Source organism: Paraburkholderia sp. BL23I1N1, from assembly GCF_003610295.1.
GTDB lineage: Bacteria > Pseudomonadota > Gammaproteobacteria > Burkholderiales > Burkholderiaceae > Paraburkholderia.
This window is the reverse complement of record NZ_RAPV01000001.1, coordinates 1116334-1131953: the sequence shown is the minus strand read 5'-3', so window position 1 is coordinate 1131953 and position 15620 is coordinate 1116334. Positions and strand designations below refer to the sequence as shown.

The 15620-nt window shown below is 60.9% G+C and carries 14 protein-coding genes; 8 read left to right on the top strand and 6 right to left on the bottom strand.

Going from position 1 to position 15620, the window contains the following annotated elements; genetic code table 11:
* Positions 1-12: 12 nt before the first annotated feature.
* From B0G76_RS05345 to B0G76_RS05335, 4 genes are all read right to left on the bottom strand, one after another.
* The gene (locus B0G76_RS05345) at positions 13-681 is read right to left on the bottom strand and encodes a c-type cytochrome (RefSeq protein WP_120296215.1); all 669 of its coding nucleotides are present in this window, start codon (positions 679-681) and stop codon (positions 13-15) included.
* Between the two features lie 374 nt (positions 682-1055).
* The gene (locus B0G76_RS05340) at positions 1056-1427 is read right to left on the bottom strand and encodes a response regulator transcription factor (RefSeq protein WP_120290670.1); all 372 of its coding nucleotides are present in this window, start codon (positions 1425-1427) and stop codon (positions 1056-1058) included.
* A gap of 265 nt (positions 1428-1692) precedes the next feature.
* Positions 1693-1818, bottom strand: a complete 126-nt coding sequence (locus tag B0G76_RS43490; RefSeq protein WP_259460510.1) for a hypothetical protein — start codon at positions 1816-1818, stop codon at positions 1693-1695.
* 23 nt (positions 1819-1841) lie between these two features.
* The gene (locus B0G76_RS05335) at positions 1842-2204 is read right to left on the bottom strand and encodes a hypothetical protein (RefSeq protein WP_147394007.1); all 363 of its coding nucleotides are present in this window, start codon (positions 2202-2204) and stop codon (positions 1842-1844) included.
* Between B0G76_RS05335 and B0G76_RS42420 the strand changes: the two genes are divergently transcribed.
* The 3 genes from B0G76_RS42420 to B0G76_RS42745 all read left to right on the top strand — a co-directional run bounded on the left by B0G76_RS42420 (position 2203) and on the right by B0G76_RS42745 (position 3482).
* Positions 2203-2409: a hypothetical protein gene (locus B0G76_RS42420; protein WP_147394006.1), complete on the top strand. Its 207-nt coding sequence runs from the start codon at positions 2203-2205 to the stop codon at positions 2407-2409. The two genes, B0G76_RS05335 and B0G76_RS42420, sit on opposite strands and share 2 nt — an antisense overlap.
* 447 nt (positions 2410-2856) lie before the next feature.
* Positions 2857-3354: a DUF3331 domain-containing protein gene (locus B0G76_RS05330; protein ID WP_310793958.1), complete on the top strand. Its 498-nt coding sequence runs from the start codon at positions 2857-2859 to the stop codon at positions 3352-3354.
* A complete protein-coding gene (locus tag B0G76_RS42745; protein ID WP_183082245.1) occupies positions 3321-3482 on the top strand; it encodes a hypothetical protein in 162 nt (53 codons plus the stop codon). Before B0G76_RS05330 ends, B0G76_RS42745 begins: the two co-directional genes overlap by 34 nt.
* Before the next feature lie 534 nt (positions 3483-4016).
* Here the strand turns inward: B0G76_RS42745 and B0G76_RS05325 are convergent.
* A complete protein-coding gene (locus tag B0G76_RS05325) occupies positions 4017-5477 on the bottom strand; it encodes an efflux transporter outer membrane subunit (RefSeq protein WP_120290664.1) in 1461 nt (486 codons plus the stop codon).
* Positions 5478-5553: 76 nt separating this feature from the next.
* On the opposite strand from B0G76_RS05325, the gene B0G76_RS05320 reads away from it, so the two are divergent.
* The 5 genes from B0G76_RS05320 (at position 5554) to B0G76_RS05300 (ending at position 12053) form a co-directional block, all read left to right on the top strand.
* The gene (locus B0G76_RS05320) at positions 5554-6171 is read left to right on the top strand and encodes a TetR/AcrR family transcriptional regulator (protein ID WP_120290662.1); all 618 of its coding nucleotides are present in this window, start codon (positions 5554-5556) and stop codon (positions 6169-6171) included.
* A gap of 82 nt (positions 6172-6253) precedes the next feature.
* Positions 6254-7369, top strand: coding sequence for an efflux RND transporter periplasmic adaptor subunit (locus B0G76_RS05315; protein WP_120290660.1), 1116 nt, complete (start codon positions 6254-6256; stop codon positions 7367-7369).
* Positions 7366-10506, top strand: coding sequence for an efflux RND transporter permease subunit (locus tag B0G76_RS05310; RefSeq protein ID WP_120290658.1), 3141 nt, complete (start codon positions 7366-7368; stop codon positions 10504-10506). The genes B0G76_RS05315 and B0G76_RS05310 overlap by 4 nt, the downstream gene beginning before the upstream one ends.
* A gap of 35 nt (positions 10507-10541) precedes the next feature.
* The gene (locus B0G76_RS05305; protein WP_120290656.1) at positions 10542-11348 is read left to right on the top strand and encodes an oxidoreductase; all 807 of its coding nucleotides are present in this window, start codon (positions 10542-10544) and stop codon (positions 11346-11348) included.
* Positions 11349-11495: 147 nt separating this feature from the next.
* Positions 11496-12053, top strand: a complete 558-nt coding sequence (locus tag B0G76_RS05300) for a MarR family winged helix-turn-helix transcriptional regulator (protein WP_259460509.1) — start codon at positions 11496-11498, stop codon at positions 12051-12053.
* A 486-nt stretch (positions 12054-12539) separates the two neighbouring features.
* Here B0G76_RS05300 and B0G76_RS05295 read toward each other — a convergent pair whose 3' ends face one another.
* The gene (locus B0G76_RS05295; protein WP_120290652.1) at positions 12540-15566 is read right to left on the bottom strand and encodes an ankyrin repeat domain-containing protein; all 3027 of its coding nucleotides are present in this window, start codon (positions 15564-15566) and stop codon (positions 12540-12542) included.
* Positions 15567-15620: the final 54 nt, after the last annotated feature.

The window sequence follows — 15620 nt, the reverse complement described above, 5'->3', positions numbered from 1 at the left end:
TCGCAGCCTCGGCTAGTGAGAAACGCTGCCGCAAGCAAGCGGCATCTTCAAGGTGCCCGCGGCAGCGGGCTGCGGATTGGCAGGCGCGGGCTGCGCGGCGAGCCACGCCGCGATCGCGGTGATGTCGCTGTCGCTCAAATGCGTGGCGATCGTGTGCATGCAGTCGGGCGCGACGGTGCGGCGCGTGCCGTAACGGAACGCGCCCAACTGCGCACTGATGTAGTCGGCGTGCAACCCCAGCAGCCCTGGAACCGCCGGTTCCATGCCGGTCAGCGCCGCACCGTGACAACTGGCACAGGCGGACACACCGCGCGCGCGGTCGCCGTCACTGACGAGCGCTTTGCCGAGCGCGAGCGTCTGCGCACCGACGCTCGCGGTGGCAGGCGCGGGATAAGGCGGGCGTTCGGCGGCGAAGTAGTCTGCGATCTGCCGCAGATAGGCGTCAGGCAAATAGGCCAGCAGATAATTCATCGGCGGGTACTTGCGGCGGCCATCGCGAAACGCCAGCAACTGGTTGTACAGATAGCCGGCCGGCTTGCCGGCGAGGCGCGGGAAATAGTCATTGTCGGTGCCTTCACCGTGCGCGCCGTGACAGGCCGCGCACCCCATCACGCGCGCCTGCATGGTGTCGGGCGCCGCCTCGGCGTTGGGGCTCGAAACGTGCGTCGGTTCCGCGGACATCGCGCACACCGAATACAGCGCGACGATCAACAATGCGATGCGATTCGTCACCAGTTTCCTCGTACGGATTGCTTGGCTGGAGCGAAGTTGGCCTTCGCTGCGTTGGCTTGACCGCCTTTCCTCTAGCGCCGCTCCACCAACCTCGTGCGTCTGCGCGCTACCACAAGATCAACCTAGGTTTGCAGGAAAAACAAAGCCATTCTACGAACGGTTGGCACACCGGCGCATAGCTGCTCAGACTCATACTTGAGTATGTCCCGGGTAACCCGGCAGCGTAAAACCGCCAACTCAGCACTCTGCATTCGCAACAACCGCTACGGCAATTAGCGCGAAGTACTCCATTTCCAACGCCCCATTTGAGGGCATTGTGCGGCTTACGGCCTGCCCAGCGCGACATTGAGCCAATGCGCCATGGCAGCGGCGTCAACCGGCTTCTCGAGCAAAACCAGTGCGCCGTTCGCCTGGATTTCCGCCTGCAGCGAAGCGGTCGGAAACGCAGTGATGAAAATGACCGGCGGCGCAGTTCCTAGTCCGAGAAGGTGAGTGTGCATGGCGACCCCCGACATTCCGGGCATCCGCACATCTGAAATCAGGCATGACGTGTCGCCGACGTGGCCGGACCGCAGGAATTCCTCCGCCGACGCAAAAGTGCGCACACTCCAGCCCAGGGAACGCACGAGGCTTGAAGTCGCCAGACGAACCGCCTCATCGTCATCGACTATCGTAACTATCTGGGAGGTATCCAAACGGAGAACCCCGGTCTTTCAGATAACGGGACACGAAAGCGCGATCAATTACGAGCACGTGCATTACAGCAAGCGTAGTCCGGCGCAAACCAAACGAGAATCATACGAACGTATAGCGCATCGAACATCTGACCGCCACCCAACGAGACGGGCGCGCTCACTGATCGATAGGCATGGTCGATTCGTACTTTATTGTGGGTGCTCGAACCGGTCACCTGGACGCTACGCAACAATCGATCGTCCGATCTCATCAGCACGTCATTCACTATTGAATGCAGACTCGGCTCAGATCGACTGTCCTTCGATAGACGTTCTTGTCCAGCCATGGCACGAACATGTACTCGTCGTACGCGTTGCCGCCGATAAAAATCCAGTTATGCAGAACGTTCAATATGACAGAGTCCTCGAATCAACTCATCCTGGCGTGCCTAACCGCGCATGCGACAAGTACGTCGCATCACACCCCCGCAAAAAACAGCTTTCAAATATGCCCTCGGTGCGCGATCCCGCTGATGGCGTTGTGCGAAGGGATTCCGCCCGAGCGTAAATAACAAACGCCGCTTTTCCTACGCATTCGACCAACGAGACGAACACAACCAAAGCTGAGTCTTTGAACTCCAATGGCAACATCGGTGCGATGGCTATCACGCTCGTGCCGCACAGAAAGACGAAGATTGCCCGTGCGAAGCGGACATCCATGACAGCCGTAAAGTCTTCCAAGACAACGATCAGTCTTGCCGCAACGGCAGCAGGCAGCATGGCGTCAATGTTTCCCATGCCGAACTCCAACGACAATTCGATCAACGAATACCAGCAGACAAAAAGAATCAGGGGCGTGGCCGTCTTTTCCGAAGACAGTCGCTGGATGCCTAAGGCGAACGGACTCGATATGTTCTTTAAAAAAGTGGTCGCCATCGGCGTTGGTCCGCTCACACGCTATGTCTTGCCCGATCATCAGTCGCCTCCTTCTGAAGTCGTTTGACGTTCCGGAAAGACGGCTCGTGGAAATCGAACCGAGCAACCGTACCGGCCATGCAATCATGGTTAGGCAAACAGGACGGCCAAGACTATTCTACGAACGGTTGACATAGTTCCCGCATAAGCGTTGTGGACTCGTACGCGGGTATATCCCATGGGCTACAAGCAGCAGTGGAGGACATCCGACGAGCTGCAGTCGAATAAGGACTCGCGCTACGTTCAAAGCCGGAATGGACGGGCGATGCTCGCCATCGATAGACCTGCCGAAATGGCATGCCCCGCCATCAGCATACGTGCGTATATCCTCGGTCTACATACGAGAATATAGGTATCCAAAACCATCGCGTGAAATTGCCATCCTCTTGCAGGTTTGCAACTGCCCCGTTACTGCAGTACTTTGAACACGCAGCCCTTCGTATGCGGGCATTTACTGCGCGGACACAGGCTTCGGATGTTTTCGTCAAGGAAACCAATCGCTACAAATTCTATGAAGGATAGCGAAAGAATGCTTTCAAGTACCTGCCCAAGCGATCCATGGATGCAGACGATCGGCTTGTTGAAACTGCTATCCGGTCTCGACCCTGTGCAAAACGAGGTGGTCGCCTCCATGGGCCAAAACGCGGGTCGGCGCGCCCCCTCCTCATGCGCATTAACCAAACGAGTGACATTTCCGGTCAAGGTCGTAGAACGACCTGACCCGAATACCCTGATGATCGCTTGGTGCGACCCAACATCGTGCCACTATGGCGACCAGATCTGGGGTGCATGCCTAGCGAGAAATTCCGGCGTCTGTGCGATAAGCGGCATGCGTATCAGGCGGGGGGACGCGATATACAGGCCAAGAACATCCCGCTTGCTGCGCCCGGTCAACGCTGACGCGATGATACTTTTTTCGGTGATCGACCATGCCGCTTCTTGCTCAACGAGCTTGCCATCGCCTTTGACTTGATGGCCAACGGTCGAAGATCGCTTTCAACTGGTTGTATGGCGCCGGTCGCAACTGGCCTGCAGTTCGACGAAACGAGCTTTACCGTCACGCTGGAGAACGGCTGTTTTCTCCGCATTCCGCTATCTTGATTTCCAAGACTGAAAGCTGCGACGCCCATACAGCGTAACGCCTTTCGCTTCAGGCCTTCAGCAATATCTTGCCCGGTTGATGTTGGTCCGCGTGGGGGGCACAAGATGGTCGATCGATGTGAGGGGACGTCTGTAGGACTTCGTAAGCGGACGCTCGGGTCACGATGCCCCGAAGGACAGCTTCGGCCGATGAATCAACATTCACCTCCGCCAATCGAACGGCCGTTTACTGCGTGGAGCCGACGTCTGAACGTCCGAGCGACGCGACGGGCGAATGGCGCTTCCTGGCCGGTCACTTCTCATGCGATACGCATACTCAGCCCAAACCGCGCAGAGCAGCGATCTGCAGAACTCGACCCGTTTCCGTCGGTCAGGTCACTGCACTAGTTGTGGCTGTTCTCGAATTGCGAACGGTCACTCGCCCATCGTGCGCGCTGTGCATCTTCAGGCGCCGAAAACAGAAACCAGAGCGTGACCATCGGAGGAAGCCTTTGCAACGGATGGGCCGACTGCAGCCGACCGGGAGCGGTGGTCCTATCGGCTTACAACGGCCTCAGGACCGGTGGGTTGCCAACCACCACCGAGCGCCTTGAATGCCGCGACCGCTGCGCGCGCCGATTCCGTTTGCGCCTGCACCCGCCCATCCGAGGCGCGCAAGAGGTTGTCGTCTGCCTGCAGCACTTCGATCAGGCTGACGACACCCTTTTGATAAGCGGCGAACGAGGCCGCCCGCGCGCGGCCGAGCGAGTTCACGCCCTGCGCGAGAATGGCAGCCTGCTCCTCGCGCTTGACGAGTGCCGAGAAAGAATTCTCGACGTCCTCCGTTGCGTGCAATGCGGTAAGCCGGTACGCGGCGAGCATCTCCGCTTCCTGCCCTTTGGCCACATTGATCTGCGCATTGATGCGGCCGAAATCGAACAGACGCCAGCGCAGCCCCAGCACGCCGGCGGCCTGACTGGCGCCGCTACTGAACAGGTTGCCGCTAGCCACTGAGGTGGCGCTCCCAATCAGTGCACTAAGCGACACCTTGGGGTAATACTCTGCGATGGCCACGCCGATACGCGCGTTGGATGCAGCAAGGCGACGCTCGGCCACGATCAGATCGGGCCGACGCCTGAGCAACTCACCAGGCGATCCGGTGCCCGCGATTCGAGGGGCAGCCGGGACATTGCCGCCCTCCAGCAGTTCCGCCCGATGCGTGCCGGGCTGGGAACCCAGCATCAAGTCCAGCGCGTTCATCGCCGCATCCAGCCCTGCCTCAAGGACCGGGATGGACGCCTGAACCTGAGCCAGCGCGCCTTCAGCCTGGCTCACCTGCAGGTCAGCCGCCAGGCCTTTCCCGTACAGAAGCTTGATGGTCGAAAGTAGATCCTGCTGCGTCTGCAACTGCTTGCGGGCCACCTGAAGACGAGCCTGTAATCCACGAATGGTGATGTAGATGTCTGCAGTCTGCGCTGCCACAGCCAGGCGCGTGGCCACCTCGCCGGCCTCTGAAGCCTGATAGTCGGCAAGCGCCGCTTCCCGTCCGCGACGCAGGCCACCGAACACATCCAGCTCCCAGTTCGCGCTGAAATTGGCCTCATAGTCGTTGCCGTAGCGGTCGAAACCGGGCGTCGAATTGAGGACCCGCCCCAAGGGTGTCTCAACCGACTGGTAGACCCGCGCAGCCTGGCCGCTGACATTGCCGGACGGCAGCAGCGCGGCGTTCGCCGCGCCGAGTCCTGCGCGCGCCTGCGAGACGCGCGCGGCGGCCTGCGCGAGGTCCAGGTTCTGTTCCAGCGCGAGCGTGACGAATCGCGTCAGTTGCAAATCGCCGAAACCCGTCCACCACGTGGCAAGGTCGGCACTGGCCGCCGCCTGCCGGTAATCGACTGCGGCCTGGCTCTGGAAGCTGTCTGGCATGGCGACATTCGGTCGCACATAGTCGGGACCAACCGCGCAGCCTGTCGAGAGGCTGGTGACAATGACTGCGGCAAGGAGGTGTCTGGGTAGCATGAACGTCTTCGCAATGTTCCGGTAGTGACTATAATACCAAATAGTCACATATTGTCCATTCCTGTATGCTATGCCCATGAAAAACACCACCACTCCCTCTGTCCCCGCGCGCGGCCCGGCCGATCACGAGGTGCGGGACCAGATCGTTGCCGCGGCCACCGAGCACTTCAGCCGGTATGGCTACGATAAAACCACGGTCTCGGACCTCGCCAAGGCGATCGGGTTTTCCAAGGCCTACATCTACAAGTTCTTCGAATCCAAGCAGGCCATTGGCGAGATGATCTGCGTCAACTGCCTGCACGAGATCGAAAGCGAGGTCAGGGCGGCCGTAGCGGACACCGATCTGCCGCCGGAGAAGCTGCGGCGGATGTTCAAGGTCTTTACTGATGCGAGCCTCCGTCTGTTTTTCCGGGACCGCAAGCTTTACGACATCGCCGCATCGGCTGCCACGGAAAACTGGCAGGCCGTGCAAGCTTATGAAGCACGTGTTCAGAAGCTGCTGCAGGAGGTTTTGCAGGAAGGTCGGCAAAGCGGTGACTTCGAGCGCAAGACGCCACTGGACGAAACCGCGACGGCGATCTATCTGGTGCTGCGCCCCTACCTCAACCCGCTGCTGCTTCAGTACAACCGCGATACCACCGACGTCGCGCCGGCGCGGTTGTCCAGCCTGGTACTTCGTAGCCTGTCGCCCTAAGCGAGATCAAGTTTGTGACGCTTGACTATATTGGTCACTAGAACCATAATGGAAGCCGTCATCACTCATCGATGGGACTTTCATGTTCTCGCGTCGCCTCGCCACTTCCGCACTCGCCTGTGCACTGCCGTTTGCGCTAGCGGCCTGCGGCGAAAAAACACTGCCCGATCCGCGCACCGAAGCCCCACTGGTGCGCATGTCCGTCGTTCAACGCGCCGTCCCCGCGTCCCGTTCGTTTACGGGGACCGTCGCGGCACGCGTGCAGAGCGACCTGGGTTTCCGTGTTTCGGGCAAGGTGCTGGAACGGCTGGTGGATGCCGGCCAAACCGTCAAACGCGGTCAGCCGCTGATGCGCCTCGACCCGATCGATCTCAAGCTTGCCGCGCAAGCCCGGCAGGAGGCGGTCACAGCCGCGCGAGCGCGAGCGCAGCAGACCGCGCAGGATGAGGAGCGCTATCGCGACCTGCGCGGCACGGGTGCGATCTCGGCTTCGGCCTACGACCAGGCCAAGGCGGCCGCCAATGCCGCCAGGGCGCAGCTCAATGCGGCCGAAGCTGACGCCGACGTGGCGCGCAATGCGACGGGCTATGCCGGGCTGATGGCGGACGGCGATGGCGTTGTGATGGAAACATTGGCCGAACCCGGTCAGGTCGTCAGCGCCGGACAGCCTGTCGTGCGCCTCGCTCACGCTGGGCGTCGCGAGGCTGTCATCCAGCTACCCGAAACCCTGCGTCCCGCGATTGGCTCGGTCGCCCAGGCGACGCTTTTCGGCAGCAGCGGCAGCACCTTGCCGGCGACGCTACGTCAGCTCTCGGATACCGCGGATCCCCGCACCCGGACCTTTGAAGCGCGGTATGTTCTGCAGGCAGAACTGGCCGACGCCCCATTGGGTGCCACAGTGACGGTCCAGATTCCGGACGCGCGTTCTGCGGTGCAAGACGGTTTGCAGGTGCCGATTGGCGCGGTGCTCGACGCGGGCAAGGGCCCGGGCGTGTGGGTGATAAACGGCGAGCCGGCCAAGGTTGCGTGGCGGCCGGTGACGGTCCTTCACCTGGACGACGACAGCGCTCGCGTGTCAGGTACGTTGAAGCAAGGCGACAGGGTCGTCGCGCTCGGCGCCCAGTTGCTTCGCGAAGGTGATCCGGTCCGCGTGTCCGGCCAGTCCGTCGCGATGGCGAGCGAAGGAGCACGTCCGTGAGCGAAGGCCGATTCAACCTGTCGGCGCTCGCCGTGCGCGAGCGCGCGATCACGCTGTTCCTGATTTGCCTGATCTCCCTGGCCGGGCTCGTGTCCTTCTTCAAGCTGGGTCGCGCGGAAGACCCCGCCTTCACGGTCAAGGTAATGACCATCATCACCGCATGGCCGGGCGCCACCGCACAGGAAATGCACGACCAGGTCGCCGAGAAGATCGAGAAGCGCATGCAGGAACTGCGCTGGTACGACCGGACCGAAACCTATACGCGCCCCGGTTTGGCCTTCACGACGTTGACGCTGCTCGATAGCACACCGCCTTCGGAGGTGCAGGAGGAGTTCTACCAGGCCCGGAAAAAAATCGGCGACGAAGCAGCCAACCTGCCGGCCGGCGTGATCGGGCCGATGGTCAACGACGAATATGCCGACGTTACCTTTGCGCTCTTCGCGCTGAAGGCCAGGGGCGAGCCGCAGCGCCTGCTCGTGCGCGATGCCGAGACGCTGCGCCAACGGCTGCTGCACGTGCCGGGCGTGAAGAAGGTCAACATCATCGGCGAACAGGCTGAGCGCATCTACGTCCAGTTCTCGCATGACCGGCTGGCAACGCTCGGTGTCAGCCCGCAGGACGTGTTCGCCGCGCTCAATGGCCAGAACGCCCTGACGCCCGCCGGCTCCGTGGAGACCAAAGGTCCGGAGGTGTTCATTCGCCTGGACGGCGCCTTTGACAACCTGCAGAAGATCCGCGACACGCCGGTCGTGGTGCAGGGCCGCACGCTGAAGCTGTCGGACATTGCTACCGTCACGCGTGGTTATGAAGATCCGGCAACGTTCATGATCCGCAACAACGGCGAACGGGCGCTGCTTCTGGGTGTCGTGATGCGCGACGGCTGGAACGGGCTCGACCTCGGCAAGGCGCTGGGCAGCGAGGTCGGCGCAATCAACGCCGGGCTGCCGCTGGGCATGAGCCTGACCAAGGTGACCGACCAGTCCGCGAACATCAGCTCGGCGGTCGACGAGTTCATGGTCAAGTTCTTCGCTGCACTGCTCGTCGTCATGCTGGTGAGCTTCGTCAGCATGGGCTGGCGGGTCGGCCTCGTCGTTGCCGCGGCCGTGCCGCTGACGCTGGCCATCGTGTTCGTGGTGATGGCCGCAACCGGCAAGAGCTTCGACCGCATCACGCTCGGCTCGCTGATTCTCGCGCTCGGCCTGCTCGTCGACGACGCGATCATCGCGATCGAGATGATGGTCGTGAAGATGGAGGAAGGCTACGGCCGCGTGGCCGCGTCGGCCTACGCGTGGAGCCACACGGCGGCACCGATGCTGGCCGGCACGCTGGTGACCGCGGTCGGCTTCATGCCGAACGGCTTCGCGCGCTCCACCGCGGGCGAATACACCAGCAACATGTTCTGGATCGTGGGGATCGCGCTGATCGCATCCTGGGTCGTCGCCGTGGTCTTCACGCCCTACCTCGGCGTGAAGATGCTGCCCGACTTCAAAAAGGTCAAAGGCGGTCACGACGCGATCTACGACACGCCACGCTACAACCGCTTCCGTCGACTGCTCGCGCGCGTCATCGCGCGCAAATGGCTGGTCGCCGGCTCGGTTGTGGGGCTCTTCGTCCTGGCCATCCTCGGCATGGCCGTGGTCAAAAAACAGTTCTTCCCGATCTCCGACCGTCCCGAAGTGCTGGTCGAAGTGCAGATGCCCTATGGCACGTCGATCTCGCAAACCAGCGCTGCCACGCAGAAGGTCGAAGCGTGGCTCGCGAAGCAGAAGGAAGCCAGGATCGTCACCGCGTACGTAGGGCAAGGTGCGCCACGCTTTTACCTGGCGATGGGGCCGGAGCTGCCCGATCCGTCGTTCGCCAAGATCGTAGTGCGCACGGACAGCCAGGAAGAGCGCGACGCATTGAAGCAGCGACTGCGTCAGGCAGTCTCCAACGGTCTCGCCCCCGAGGCGCGTGTGCGGGTCACGCAACTCGTGTTCGGTCCGTATTCACCGTACCCGGTCGCCTACCGTATCTCTGGTCCGGACCCGGACAAGCTACGTGGTATTGCCGCGGAAGTTCAGCGGGTGATGGACGGCAGTCCGATGATGCGCACGGTCAATGCCGACTGGGGCACGCGCTCGCCGACGCTGCACTTCACGTTGCAGCAGGACCGTCTGCAGGCGGTGGGACTGACGTCCGGCGCCGTCGCTCAACAGCTGCAGTTCCTGCTCACCGGGGTGCCCGTCACCGCTGTGCGCGAGGATATTCGGACCGTGCAGGTCGTCGCGCGTTCGGCCGGCGACGCACGGCTCGACCCTGCGCGGCTCGGCGACTTCACGCTGGCCGGCGCCAACGGACAGCGCATTCCGCTGTCGCAGGTCGGCAAGGTCGACGTGCGGATGGAGGAGCCGATCATGCGCTGGCGCGATCGCGTGCCGACGATCACGGTGCGCGGCGATATCGCCGATGGCCTGCAGCCGCCGGACGTCTCGACCGCCATCACGAAGCAGCTTCAGCCCATCCTGGCCAGGCTGCCGGGTGGCTATCGAATCGAGGAATCCGGCTCCATCGAGGAATCGGGCAAGGCGACGACCGCCATGCTGCCGGTGTTCCCGATCATGCTGGCGATCACGTTGATCATCATCATCTTTCAGGTGCGTTCAATCTCCGCGATGGTCATGGTGTTCCTGACCAGCCCGCTCGGCTTGATCGGGGTCGTGCCGACGTTGATCCTGTTCCGGCAGCCGTTCGGCATCAACGCGCTGGTTGGCCTCATCGCGCTGTCGGGCATCCTGATGCGCAACACGCTGATCCTGATCGGGCAGATCCACCAGAACGAGCAGGCGGGACTTGACCCGTTCCACGCGGTCGTCGAAGCCACCGTGCAGCGTGCGCGCCCGGTGATCCTGACTGCAATGGCCGCAATCCTCGCGTTCATTCCGCTGACCCACTCGGTGTTCTGGGGCACGCTCGCTTACACGCTGATCGGCGGAACGTTCGCAGGGACGGTACTGACGCTGGTGTTCCTGCCGGCCATGTATTCGATCTGGTTCAGGATCCGGCCAGGCAGCCCAGCGGGTTCGCACAAGGGCAGCCACGAGCACGCCTCTCCTCCCGAACTGACGCTGCAGGACGTGCTCAACGCGCGCAGTTAAAGCGCAATCAATTTACCGTATCGAAGGAAACTGCCATGCCCAATTCCAAGGTGATCGTTGTGACCGGCGTGTCGTCTGGTATCGGACGCGCGACCGCAGAGAAGTTCGCGAAGCGCGGGTGCCGCGTGTTCGGCACCGTGCGCAGCATTGCAAAGACGGCACCATTGGCCGGCGTCGAGCTGGTGGAGATGGATGTGCGCGACGATGCTTCCGTTCAAACCGCGATTCATACGATCGTCGATCGCGCCGGGCGCATCGACGTGCTGGTCAACAATGCCGGCACGACGCTGATCGGAGCGGTGGAGGAAACGTCGGTTACCGAAGCTGACGCGCTGTTCGACACCAACGTATTCAGCATTCTGCGTACGAGCCAGGCAGTGCTTCCGCACATGCGGGCGCAACGTGATGGAAGAATCGTCAATATCAGTTCGGTGCTCGGCTTTTTGCCGGCGCCATACATGGGACTCTATGCGGCGTCCAAGCACGCCGTCGAGGGGTTGACCGAGACGCTGGATCACGAGGTGCGCCAGTTCGGCATCCGCGCAACGCTGATCGAGCCGTCCTTCACCCGAACCAATCTCGATGTCAATGCGCCTCAGGTGAGTTCGAAAATCGCCGCCTATGACCGCGAGCGTGCGCTTGCATCGAGCGCGGTCGTCAACAGTGTCAAAGGTGCCCCCGCGCCCGATCGCGTGGCAGACACAATTGTCGAAGCCGCGCTTGGCAGCTGGCGTATGCGTTTCACGCCGGCAGGACAGGCGTCTCTCTTGAGGAAATTGCGTCGCTTCATGCCGGCAGCTCCCGTCGATGCAAGCCTGAGGAAAACATTCGGCCTCGCGTGAGTCCTGACTCTGCGCGGTAATTCGGGCCGGCCGGTCACGCTCGGGTCCCCAGGAGCTTGCTAACCAGTGGCTCGCTTCAGACCTCGATGGTCACGTCGACTTCGGTGCCTTGCGACGGGCGCCGCCGCAGCATCGGAGTATTGCCAAGTGAGCGCGCTATCCTTCCCGCCAATCGCAGATATGGAAAATCAAGATTCTGGGTGGTCGATGTGTGATCTGGAAGCAATCTCCGCAGTTGCACTGAACCACTTTTTTGCCCAGCGCGCGATGCGGGCTTTCTGGACTCATTTCGACGAAACGCTGCGACATACCGATGTCAACGCCTCCCAGTTTTGTATGCTCGCCTTGCTGCATCAACGCGAGCCACTGGTTTTCGGCGATATGGCTGCGGAACTGGAAATGGACCGGTCGAATCTGTCGGCCAATCTGGCACCACTGCTCCGCCGCGGGCTTATCTCAACGATCACCCACGAAAGAGATCGACGGAAACGTCAGCTTGTCGTGACTGCGCGAGGTCGAAAAGCTGTGGCTTCCGCAATGATCCCCTGGATGCGGGCCTACCAGGATACCTTCACGTTTGTGAGGCTGCTTGATATCGATTCCATGCGAGATCTCTTTCGCGTGATGCGGGACATGAAAAAGCAGGATGACCTGAGCGGAACCGCGGTTCGCCCAGAATCTCAGTTAGTTTTACGAAATGACTAGCCCGGAAAGCCACGGACGGCGTGCCAACGTGACCTGATTTGCCTCGGCCGCATCGAACCGGCTCGTAAAAGGAAGACTCCGCGCGAAGACCGCGTCCATTGGAAATCGCGCATGTCGTAATCGCCGTGGCCATTGTGTCGATGGGGACGTCCCGGACTTCCTGACATACCCACACCCTCGCCGGCTTGATGCGATGTCGTGCGGGGCGCTTAAGAAAGGCGAACTGAACGCGCGGATGCTTTGGGACGATGGGGACCGAGCGTCTTCGTCGGGGATGAGGATTTACCTTGCCGCCATTCTCTCCGTCGTAGCCTCGTATCTCATAGACCGTCTCGACCGAATGCGCAGTTACGACCCTTGCTACCGGCGCGCTGTTGGAGTTGCAAGGGCCGGTGTCAGAGGCGAAGCGGTCGTCTCAATGACACTGTCTTAGCGAAAGCGAACGGCGCTTGTTGGCCGCATGCCGACCCAAGAAGTATCGGCAAGTCAACCCTTCTTTCGTCTTTCGATCTCTTGTTTCACACGTTCGATTTCAAGCCGTTTGGCTTCCTTTGTTCCCCATCGTGGTGCTGTGTTCTGGATGGCTTCGGCGGCTGCACGAATGCGTGCTTTGGCAGCAAGTTGATTGGCTCTGCGGTCGTCCAACTCTCTCATTTTGGCCGCTTGCCGCTCGGCGAAGCGTTCGGCCGCGATGGGTGTGGTTCGTTCAGGCAGTCCGGCAAGGATCACAAGCTTGTCAATATTGTCCCAGGTGCTGATCCAGCCGTCGTTGTAGGCAAACTCACTAATCAACGGGAGGTTGAGTGCCGTGTAGATCGGGATCCAGTTTTCTTCTTCGCCCTGGCGGCGACGCACAGCGAGTTTGGGATTGTACTGGTACCGCCCGGTGGATACGCGCAGAAACAGGGATCGATTGTAGACATAGTCTCTGTCGATTTCGTTCCTCGCCAGCACGCCAGATAGATGCTGGCGCTTATTGCGCTCCGGCCGCACTATGTTAGCGGGTAAGTGTTGCCAGGCATCGAGGATGATTTGGGTCTGGAACGCGCTGTCTGCATTGCGTCGTATCTTGCTGAATCGGGCTTTGAACAATACCCACAGGGTCTGGAACAGAAAGTATTCAGACAGATGCCGGTCGATGCGGACCAGGCGATCACCCGCCCTGACATCAATGCAGGGCGGAGCCAGGCATTCATAGATTGCCGCCAGCGGGCCAGCAGCGAACTTTGCATCGCCAAATGCCTGACGCAAAGCCCAGTGCAGGGCATTTTGACCATAGTGATCGACGGCATCGCGATCGGCACCGCGCTCCAGCAGGGCTTCCACCAGCGCCACATTTCCTGCAGCAGCTGCGGCCATCAGTGGCGTCTGGTTCATTGGCAGGCGATGATCGACGCCATGCTGGTCACACTGCCTGAGGATGTCCTTGAAGTGGTTGGCGAAGAAAGGGACGTAGCTCTTGCGGGAGAACACCGCGCGCTGCTGATCAAAGGTTCGTGCCTGCTCGAATTTCGCCTCAACGGCCAGCCACCCGGCGAGCTGCGGCTCATCGAAGCAGGTGGCATAGTCAAAGAGCTGCTGCTTGCCCCGGTTGCCCGGAGACTGCTCGCGGAAGACCTTGATCAGCAGTTCTCTGACCTTGGCCTCATCGAACACCGGCCATGGCACCGGGACCTGCTTCAAGATCGTGCGGCGGATGGCCTCCGCCTGCTCCTGCTTGCCCTGCAGTTCGAGTTTGCGTGCTTCCTTCTGCCAGTCTTCGAGCGTGGATTGCCTGGCCTCGATCCTGGTCTGCCCCACGAACAGATCCAGCAACCCGAACAGATCATGCCCTGTGTCCGACTCGATCATGTAGATGTTCTTGATGGCGCGCGTCAGCGCTACATACAGGGCATTGACGAAGAATTTATAGACTTCGAGCGACTTGTCACTCTTGTCTCTGGCGCGTTTGTAATCCAGTGTCTCGACCGCCAGATCGGTCTTGGCGATGCCCTCGACGATGTCGTTGAACTCGCCGCGGTGATCCGAGATGAAACGGTAGAGCACGATGTTCTCATATTCGAGACCCTTGGCTTCGTGGATCGAGAACAACAGCGGCGTGGCAAAGTGCTTGCGGGCGTCGGCCTTGTCCTCGTCGCGCATTACCAGGACGGCGAACTGGGTGGATTGGCGAATCTTCTGGTCCAGTTCGCGCTTGGTGGCTTCCTTGTCGGGCATCAGCGTAACCTGGCCGCTCTCGCCGCCGACGGCCTGGACCAGGAAGTTGCTCTCGCGGTCGATAGAGCCGAAGCGCCGCTGCTTGATCTTGAGCAACTGATTGGCGACGCGAGTGACCTCCAGGCCGTTGCGAAAGTTGGCCTTTAGCACGTGCAATTCCTGCCGCTCGGCCAGTTTTGGGTCCTTCCAGAACAGGCTCTTGATCTGGCTCCAGGAAAAGAAATTGGGATGGACAATCTGGTTGGAATCCCCGCAGAGCATGAAATGGCCAGGCTTCTTCAGCGTTGTCAGCACGAGCGCGAGTTGCACAGTGGTGATGTCCTGCACCTCGTCAATAACCACGAAGTCGTAGCGCGGCGCAGCCAGCGCTTGCCAGTCGTGGGCGACAAGATTCAGGTCGTAGAGCTTTGCCTCAGCCAGCCAGGCGCGATATTTCTCAAACAGATTGTAGAGTTGGTCGCGCCGTTCTACGGGAAAGATCGATTGACGTACCCCCAGTGCCTGATACTCGTCGCGCGACAGGACACCGCCCGACCCAGCAGCAATCACGCCGCGAATCTCCTCGAAAGCCTGGTGGGCTTCGACATCCTTGAAGTTCTGCCGCATACGGGAATGCCAGCCCGCAAAGTCGCGCCAGTTAGCCTCGCGTCCTGCCGGAACGCGGATCGACTCGACAAACTCCCGGTAGGACAGAAATACGGCATCCTGACCGCCATGCTCGAAACCGTTGGCGTAATAAAGGTCGCGGGCGCTCTGCGCCAGGAAGGCGGAGTGAGTAACGTAGAGGACCTCACCTTCAGCATGTTTGAGCTTTTCAAGCGTCAGTGCGGTCTTGCCGCTGCCAGCGCTGCCGACGACAACCAGGGGAGGTGGTTGTCGGTAAATGGTCTCCTGCGTGTCATCAAACGAGATCGGTTTGTCGAGCAGGTGAATGCCGGTACGCTCGGGATGAAGGTAGCGCACAGCTTGCGCCTCCCTGATGGCGTCATCAGCGCTGATGTCTGGAATTTTGCTCTCGTCAATCGCCGCGCCGCGCAGGAAACGTGACTTATCGTAGGCGTGATTGGCGATTACTTCCAGCATCAGTGCGCAGACTTCATCTCCGCGGCGCACCAGCGAGAACAACAGCCGGTCGGCGTCATCCAGCTTCGCCCGGTAGAACTTGCCGTGGCTCAGATTCGCGAGCTTCTTGACCTGGGCAGCACGGAAGTCGTGGCGAGCGATGGCCGCGGACACCTTGTCGTAGCTGGCCTTGACGCGTGAAGTGTCGAGGCCTGTGTATTCGAGAATCTTCATGAGGCGATGAGGTCGAGGACAAGTGCAAGAGTAAGAATTCTCTCACGGCAGTCG

What these genes read in the sequence shown, in the direction of transcription:
- B0G76_RS05345 (WP_120296215.1), bottom strand. Translation starts at nt 681, where the DNA reads ATGTCCGCGGAACCGACGCACGTTTCGAGCCCCAACGCCGAGGCGGCG.
- B0G76_RS42420 (WP_147394006.1), top strand. Translation starts at nt 2,203, where the DNA reads ATGCCGAACTCCAACGACAATTCGATCAACGAATACCAGCAGACAAAA.
- B0G76_RS05335 (WP_147394007.1), bottom strand. Translation starts at nt 2,204, where the DNA reads ATGGGAAACATTGACGCCATGCTGCCTGCTGCCGTTGCGGCAAGACTG.
- B0G76_RS05330 (WP_310793958.1), top strand. Translation starts at nt 2,857, where the DNA reads ATGTTTTCGTCAAGGAAACCAATCGCTACAAATTCTATGAAGGATAGC.
- B0G76_RS05325 (WP_120290664.1), bottom strand. Translation starts at nt 5,477, where the DNA reads ATGCTACCCAGACACCTCCTTGCCGCAGTCATTGTCACCAGCCTCTCG.
- B0G76_RS05320 (WP_120290662.1), top strand. Translation starts at nt 5,554, where the DNA reads ATGAAAAACACCACCACTCCCTCTGTCCCCGCGCGCGGCCCGGCCGAT.
- B0G76_RS05315 (WP_120290660.1), top strand. Translation starts at nt 6,254, where the DNA reads ATGTTCTCGCGTCGCCTCGCCACTTCCGCACTCGCCTGTGCACTGCCG.
- B0G76_RS05305 (WP_120290656.1), top strand. Translation starts at nt 10,542, where the DNA reads ATGCCCAATTCCAAGGTGATCGTTGTGACCGGCGTGTCGTCTGGTATC.
- B0G76_RS05295 (WP_120290652.1), bottom strand. Translation starts at nt 15,566, where the DNA reads ATGAAGATTCTCGAATACACAGGCCTCGACACTTCACGCGTCAAGGCC.